This is a genomic window from Streptosporangium sp. NPDC049644, assembly GCF_040675205.1.
GTDB lineage: Bacteria > Actinomycetota > Actinomycetes > Streptosporangiales > Streptosporangiaceae > Streptosporangium > Streptosporangium fukuiense.
In genome coordinates this window covers 47,550-54,300 of sequence record NZ_JBFAOJ010000069.1, presented here as the reverse complement: position 1 = coordinate 54,300, position 6,751 = coordinate 47,550, and the positions used below count along the sequence as shown (strand labels likewise).

Below are 6,751 nucleotides of genomic sequence, written 5' to 3'. Positions count from 1 at the left end.
AAAACAACACCAAACCCCCCAAATCCTTTTTTTTTTTTTTCGTCGGGTTATTCCCCCGTGGTCCACCCCCCACCCCCCCGCGGGGGGGCCGGCCCCCCCCCGCGCCCCCGGCGGACCCGCCCGCCCCCCCGGGCGGCGTGTGCGGCGGAGGCGGTGAGCAGTCGCTGGACGCGGACGGCGGCCAGGACCGCCGCGCACCGCTCGGCCGCGTAGGTCTGGGCCATTCGGTGGTGTTCGGCGGAGAAGTCGGCCACCCCGTCTGCGACGAAGAACACCTCGACGTCTCCCATGAAGGCGTCGCAGGCCGTCATCAGGCAGCCGATGTGGGCGTAGATGCCGGTGACGATGAGCTGGTCGCGGCCCTGCTCGGCGAGCAGTTCACGGAGCGGGGTGCGGTGGAAGGCGCTGTAGCGCCACTTGGTGAGCCGGATGTCGGCCGGGCCCGGGGTGAGCGCGGTGACGATCTCCTGGGCGCCGGGGTCGGCACCCACCCCTGCTCCCCAGAAGTCCTCCAGCAGGCCACGCTGTGCCGAGGTCTGTCCGCCCGGTTGGGCCGAGTAGACCACCGGGATGCCGAGTCGCCAGGCCGTCTCGCGGAGGCCGGTGATCGCCGAGACCAGTTCCACGATCGGTGAGGTTCCCGGCGCGAACGCGTTGACGAAGTAGTTCTGCATGTCGTGGACGAGCAGCACCGCCCGGCGGGCGTCCGGTGTCCAGGAGACGCGGTTGACCGGCATCTCGTCCTCGCGGGGCATCGGATAGGGGGTGATGGTGGGTATGGCCACGGCTGCCTCTCCTTCTTACCTTGTGCTCGACGTCTCGACGCGTACGGGGGGTCGCCGGGAGCGCGAGTTCGTCCTGTGTGCCTTGGCGGTGGTGGTTCGGCTGGGTCTTCGCGAGCGGGAGCCGGTCGGGGATCGCTCCCGTGGCCGGTCCCGCCTCGGCGGGAGGGTCTTCGGCACGGCCGGATGACCGGCGCCGGGCGGCCGGGTCGGCCTCGTCACCTCTCCGGTCTCTCTCCGGGGCAGGGGTCGGAGTCCAGGTCCAGGCCGAGGGCGTGCAGGAGGGTGCGGAACTTGGCGGAGGTTTCGGCCAGTTCCTCTTCGGGGACCGAGCCCGCCACGATCCCGCCGCCGGCGAACAGCCGGATGCCCGCGCCGGTCACCTCGGCACAGCGGATGGCCACCGCCCATTCGCCGTTGCCCGAGGTGTCGCACCAGCCGACCATGCCGCTGTAGAAGCCCCGGTCGAAGGGTTCGATACCGGTGATGGCGGCGCGTGCCGCGGCGGTGGGGGTGCCGCAGACCGCGGGGGTCGGGTGCAGGGCGACGGCCAGGTCGAGGGAGGTGGTCCGGGGGTCGGCGAGCCGGCCGGTGATTTTGCTGGACAGGTGCCACATGGTCGAGGTGCAGATCAGTGACGGCTCGGATGGGACGCTCAGTGCCCGGCAGTGCGGGGCGAGTGCGGCGGCCACGGCCTGGACCACGACCGCGTGCTCGTGCTGGTCCTTGGCCGAGCAGAGAAGCGCCGCCGCCCGGCGGCGGTCCTCCGCGGGGTCGGCGCTGCGCGCGGCCGAGCCGGCCAGTGGGTTGGCGACGACGGCGGGGCCGTCCCTGGAGACCAGTAGTTCGGGGCTGGCGCCCACCAGGATCCGTCCGCCAGGCAGGTCGATGGCGAAGACGTGGCCGTGCGGATCGCGTACCGCCAGGCGTCGGACCATCGAGGCGACGTCGGCGGGTTCGGGCCTCGTCAGTTCCAGGGACCTGGCCAGTACCACCTTCTCCACCGATCCGGTGCGGAGCAGTTCCAGTACCCGCCGGACGCCTTCCAGGTGGCCCGCGGGTGTGGGGACGGGGGTGATCCGCCATGGTCGTGTGCTCTCCCTGCGTGGCGGCTCGCCGGGTAGGAAGGGGTCGGCCCAGCGGGTGCGCAGGGGGGTGACCAGGTGCGCCGAGGCGGGGTCGTCGAATGGGACCGCACCGAGGATCAGGTCGCCGTGCCCGCGTACGCTCTGGGCCAGTTCCCGCAGGGTGCGCACGGGTGGCAGCACGGCGGCGACGCCTCCGGCGAGGAGGGTGTGCCGGGGGGAGGAGAAGATCGATGAGGAGCCTGGCCGGTATTCGTCGAGGAGTTCGGTGGCGCTGATCGCCTCGTATGCGATAGTCAAAGCTGACCTTTCGGGGGATCTCAGGCCCGGAGCGTGGCGCCGCCGTCCACGTACAGGTCTTGCATGGTGATGTGCCGGGCACGGTCCGAGGCGAGGAACAGCACCGCCTCGGCGATGTCCGAGGGGTCGGCCAGCCGGCCCAGCGGAATGCCCACGCGGTAGGAGGACGGATCTCCCTCAAGTACGGTGCGGGGGTCGAGCCCCGCCTGCATCGCGGTGTCCGTCGATCCGGGTGAGACCACGTTGCAGCGGATGCCGTGGCGGGCGAGTTCCAGCCCGGCGCATCGGGTGAACATGACCGCGGCGGCCTTGGAGGCCGCGTATGCCGCCATGCCGACGCGCGGTACGCCCGCGGCGTTGGAGGCCACGGTGACGACCGTTCCGCGGCCGCGGGGGATCATGTGGCGGGTCACGGCGCGGAGGGTGTGGAAGACCCCGCCGGCGTTCACCGCGAACACGTGTTCCCAGTCGTCGGCGCTCAGATCGGTCACCGCGCCGGTACGCAGTACGCCCGCGACGTTGACCAGGACGCCGATGGGGCCCAGTTCGTTCTCGATCCTGCTGACGACGGCGTCAACCTGGCCGGGGTCCCTGACGTCGGCCAGGTGGCGGGCGATCGGCTCTGGCCGGCTCTCCCAGGGTCCGTCGCGCACATCGACTCCGGCCACAATCATCCCGGCGCGGGCGAGAGCCGTCGCGACGGCGGCTCCGATGCCTCCCGCGGCGCCCGTTACAAGGGCCACCGTCCCGGGGAGGCCAGGATGGTCTTGCCTGTTGGTCACATACACCTCACCAAAAAGTTTAGGTTAGCCTTACCTCACTTGCCCCATACGTCAGGGGATGTCAGTAGATGTGAAATGTGATCTGGTCATGATGATATGCCGCTTGACGCCTGCGTCAATAAGGTGGATTTTAGGTTAGGCTTTCCTAATTAAAACCTGTCTCAGGAGTCCCCCGGTCACTCGTTCGGCGCCGTGGCCAGGTGTTCTCCGAAAGCGTCAAGTGACCCTTCGTCCCCTCCCGGATCCCTGGATCCGGGAGGGGGAACCCGTCCGCCCGGCGGGTGACCTCCGTTCGCGTCGCTCGCCTCCCCCTCCCCGAGAGGGGCACCCGATTCCGATCTCCGGGCCGGAGGCCCGGGATGTTCCCGCTGGAGGTACTCGATGACCAATCCGTTCGACGACGAGAGCGCGCCGTTCCTGGTGCTGGTGAACGCGGAGGGCCAGCACTCGCTGTGGCCCGCGTTCGCCGGCGTCCCCGCGGGCTGGGAGGTCGCCCACGGTGAGGACTCCCGCGCCGGGTGCCTGGCCTACGTCGAGGGTTCCTGGACCGACATGCGCCCCAGGAGCCTTGCCGCCGTGATGGGCGGCTGATCCGCCGGCCCCCTCGCGGCGGCCCAGGAGACGGCGAAGGGCGCCCTCACGGACCGGGAGGTCTCGCGGGGGCGCCCTTCGGGGCGGGTCAGCTGGCCCAGTCGAGCAGCGGGCGTGTGTTGCTGGGGTGGCGGAGCTTGGAGAGCGACTCCTTCTCCAGCTGGCGGATGCGCTCGCGGGTCAGGCCTAGGTGCTTGCCGATCTCGTCGAGGGTGTGGGGCTTACCGTCGATGAGACCGAAGCGCAAGGCCATGATCTTGGCCTCCCGCGGGGAGAGGTTGCCGAGCACACCGCGCAACTGCTCGCCCAGCAGCTGGCGGTCGACGACCTCCGAGGCCTCGGGCGAGTCGATGTCCTCGATGAGGTCACCGATGGTGGTCTCGCCGTCCTCGCCGATGGTGGCGTTGAGGCTGATCGGCTGGCGGCTGGTGCGCAGCAGCTCCTCGATCTGGTCGGGAGTCTTGTCCAGCTCGACGGCAAGCTCGTCCGGCGTGGGCTCGCGGCCCAGGCGCTGGTGCATGTCGCGCTCGATGCGCGACAGCTTGGAGAGCATCTCCAGCACGTGCACCGGCAGCCTGATGGTGCGGGCCGAGTCGGCGAAGCCGCGCTGGATGGCCTGGCGGATCCACCACATGGCGTAGGTGGAGAACTTGTAGCCCTTGGTGTAGTCGAACTTCTCCACCGCGCGGATCAGGCCGAGATTGCCCTCCTGGACCACGTCGAGCAGGGCCATGCCCCGGTCCGTGTACTTCTTGGCCACGGAGACGACCAGACGGAGGTTGGCCTCCAGCATGTGGTCCTTGGCCCGGCGGCCGTCCTCGGCGATCCACTCCAGGTCGTCGCGCATGACCGCGGACAGGCCCGGCTCGGCCTCCAGTTTGGACTCGGCGTACAGGCCGGCCTCGATGCGCTTGGCCAGCTCGACCTCCTGGGCGGCGGTGAGCAGGGTGCGGCGGCCGATCGACTTCAGATAGGTGTGCACGGAGTCGCCCATGACGGAGGAGTGGTCGTCCAGGTCGAAGGTCGATTCGGTCTCCGTCTCGGCCTCCATCTCCTCCGGGGGGTTCCACTCGTCGTCCGCCTCCGCCGCGGCGTCCTTGCCCTTGGCCACGGTCTCGGTCTTGGCCGGCGCCTTCTTCGCGGGTGCGGGCTTCGCCTTGCGGGCGGTGCTCTTGCGGGTGGTGGTCTTCGCCGCCTTGGCGGTGGCAGGGGAGAGCACGGGCTCGTTCTCGGCGGCCAGGCTGACGCCGGACTCGGTGAGCTCTCGCAGGATCGACCTGCCCTCGGTGGGGCTGATGCCCGCCTCGGCGAAGGCGTGACGCAGCTCCGCGAGTGAAAGGTGGCCCTGAACTCGCCCTCGGTCAATGAGCTGTTCGAGGGTCGTCGGGGCTTCAGATGAGGCCGCCACGGCGGTCGGGGGCATGAGGACACCTCCTCCATCACGGAGTCGTCTGATTACGGTTTTCAGTCTTCGGGTGGGGCGGCCTGGGGCCGCTCGGCGCACCAGTACCAATAACCACAGCCAAGAACTTTCTGTTCCCGACTTGACTCGGAAAATATGATGGGTGGACCGTCCTCTCGGCGATCCACCCGTGTACGAGTGCCTGGTAGGGCCCTATTCGGTCACGTCCGAGGAATCCTCGATCACGTCAAGAGGGCCCTCGACCATGGGCATCGGGAAGGGCTCGGCCTCTTCCATACGGTGCTCCGTCCAGTAGCCGACGACCTTCTCCGGATCCGGGTTGACCTTCTCGGAGAGCACATAGCCCTCCGAGGACGGGGGCGGTGCCGTCGGTGACGGCTCCTGTGAGGGCGGGCCGCCCCGGGACGAGGACGGGGCGGGGTCGTGCGGAGCGACCGGCACCGGCTCGCCCTTCCCGATGCCTCCCGCCGCGGCGGCCGCCGTGACGGAGATGCCGCCGGCCAGGACCAGGCTCACGACTCCAGCCGAGACCCATGTCTTGCGGGTGACGTTCATGAGATTGTCCTCCTGCTTCGGCTATCCCTTGGACGTGTGACAGCGTCTCCACGGTTCCCGGTCACGACCATAACGGAGAGTTTCCAGGTCCGGCTTGCCGTTGGCCAAAAGCGGTATTTCGGTCATTATGATCAGCTCGGCGGGAGCCGCGTAGGCGGGTAGCCGCTCCTTGGCGAAGGCGCGCAACTCGGCCAGGGACGGCGGGGCCTGCGAAACGACGAAGGCCACCACCCGTTCGCCCCACTCGGGATCGGGGCGGCCGACCACGGCGACGTCGATGATCGCGGGATGCTCGGCCAGCGCGGCGGCCACCGCCGCGGCGACGACCTTCTCGCCCCCGGTGTTGATGACGTCGTCGGCCCGCCCCAGCACGCGCAGCCGCCCGTCATCCAGGGCGCCCAGATCCGAGGTGAGGAACCAGTCACCGTCGCGCGCGGCCTCGGTGAGGCCGCGCTGGAGCCGGTAGCCGGAGAACAGCACCGGCCCGCTCAGACGGATCCGGCCGTCGCCGCCGATGCCGACCCCCACCCCGTCGAGGGGCTCGCCGTCGTAGACGCACCCGCCGCAGGTCTCGCTCATGCCGTACGTGGTGACCACCCGTGCGCCGGCCGCGCGGGCCGCGTCGAGCAGGTCGGGGGGAGCGGCGGCACCGCCGAGCAGGATCGTCTTGAACACCGACAGATCCGCGTGGAGCAGGCGGCGCAACTGGGTGGGCACCAGCGAGACGTGGTCGGCACCGCTGGTGAGCACCGCCTCGGGGCAGAACCCCTCATGCGTGATCGGCTCGGTCCCGCCCAGTAGCGCCCTCACCAGAACCTGCAGGCCGGACACGTGGGAGGGGGGCAGGCAGCAGAGCCAGCGCTCGCCCGCCCCCGCGTCCAGGCGCCGCAGCGAGGCCGACGCCGAAGCCCTCAGCGCCTCGGCCGACAGCTGCACGCCCTTCGGGGTGCCGGTCGAACCGCTGGTGGCGATGACCACCGCCACCTCGGCGGGCACGCCGACGCCGTCCTCGCGGCGGACCCCGTCGACGTGGGTCGGGCGCAGGGCCTCCAGCGTCGCCCGCAACGCAGGGGCGGGCAGGGCGGGGGACAGAGGCAGGATGGCCGGGCCTTGGCCGTCCAGTGCCGAGCCGACGGCCCGGAACAGCTCCGGACCCGCCGCGGACACCACGGCATGCAGTTCTCGTTGCACGGAAAGCCACTCCTCGTGCACAGGAATGGTCATCACAGTCGT

The 6,751-nt window shown here is 70.1% G+C and carries 7 protein-coding genes; 1 reads left to right on the top strand and 6 read right to left on the bottom strand.

Annotation, left to right across the window (positions count from 1 at the left end; genetic code table 11):
- Positions 1-47 precede the first annotated feature (47 nt).
- The 3 genes from AB0J58_RS30890 to AB0J58_RS30880 form a co-directional block, all read right to left on the bottom strand.
- Positions 48-785 (bottom strand): isochorismatase family protein, encoded by a 738-nt coding sequence (locus AB0J58_RS30890; RefSeq protein ID WP_364222345.1) that lies wholly within the window; start codon positions 783-785, stop codon positions 48-50.
- A gap of 215 nt (positions 786-1,000) precedes the next feature.
- Positions 1,001-2,167 carry an isochorismate synthase gene (locus AB0J58_RS30885; protein ID WP_364222342.1) on the bottom strand — a complete coding sequence of 389 codons (1,167 nt, stop codon included), beginning with the start codon at positions 2,165-2,167 and terminating at the stop codon, positions 1,001-1,003.
- 20 nt (positions 2,168-2,187) lie between these two features.
- The gene (locus AB0J58_RS30880) at positions 2,188-2,949 is read right to left on the bottom strand and encodes a 2,3-dihydro-2,3-dihydroxybenzoate dehydrogenase (protein WP_364222339.1); all 762 of its coding nucleotides are present in this window, start codon (positions 2,947-2,949) and stop codon (positions 2,188-2,190) included.
- Between the two features lie 381 nt (positions 2,950-3,330).
- On the opposite strand from AB0J58_RS30880, the gene AB0J58_RS30875 reads away from it, so the two are divergent.
- Positions 3,331-3,540, top strand: a complete 210-nt coding sequence (locus AB0J58_RS30875; protein ID WP_364222336.1) for an MbtH family protein — start codon at positions 3,331-3,333, stop codon at positions 3,538-3,540.
- An 88-nt stretch (positions 3,541-3,628) separates the two neighbouring features.
- On the opposite strand, the gene AB0J58_RS30870 is transcribed toward AB0J58_RS30875, so the two are convergent.
- The 3 genes from AB0J58_RS30870 to AB0J58_RS30860 form a co-directional block, all read right to left on the bottom strand.
- On the bottom strand, positions 3,629-4,963 hold the full coding sequence (locus AB0J58_RS30870) for an RNA polymerase sigma factor (RefSeq protein ID WP_364222333.1): 1,335 nt from the start codon (positions 4,961-4,963) through the stop codon (positions 3,629-3,631).
- A 192-nt stretch (positions 4,964-5,155) separates the two neighbouring features.
- Positions 5,156-5,518 (bottom strand): hypothetical protein, encoded by a 363-nt coding sequence (locus AB0J58_RS30865; RefSeq protein WP_364222330.1) that lies wholly within the window; start codon positions 5,516-5,518, stop codon positions 5,156-5,158.
- Positions 5,519-5,539: 21 nt separating this feature from the next.
- Positions 5,540-6,742 (bottom strand): AMP-binding protein, encoded by a 1,203-nt coding sequence (locus tag AB0J58_RS30860; RefSeq protein ID WP_364222352.1) that lies wholly within the window; start codon positions 6,740-6,742, stop codon positions 5,540-5,542.
- Positions 6,743-6,751 lie beyond the last annotated feature (9 nt).

What these genes read in the sequence shown, in the direction of transcription:
- AB0J58_RS30875 (WP_364222336.1), top strand. Translation starts at nt 3,331, where the DNA reads ATGACCAATCCGTTCGACGACGAGAGCGCGCCGTTCCTGGTGCTGGTG.
- AB0J58_RS30870 (WP_364222333.1), bottom strand. Translation starts at nt 4,963, where the DNA reads ATGCCCCCGACCGCCGTGGCGGCCTCATCTGAAGCCCCGACGACCCTC.
- AB0J58_RS30865 (WP_364222330.1), bottom strand. Translation starts at nt 5,518, where the DNA reads ATGAACGTCACCCGCAAGACATGGGTCTCGGCTGGAGTCGTGAGCCTG.
- AB0J58_RS30860 (WP_364222352.1), bottom strand. Translation starts at nt 6,742, where the DNA reads ATGACCATTCCTGTGCACGAGGAGTGGCTTTCCGTGCAACGAGAACTG.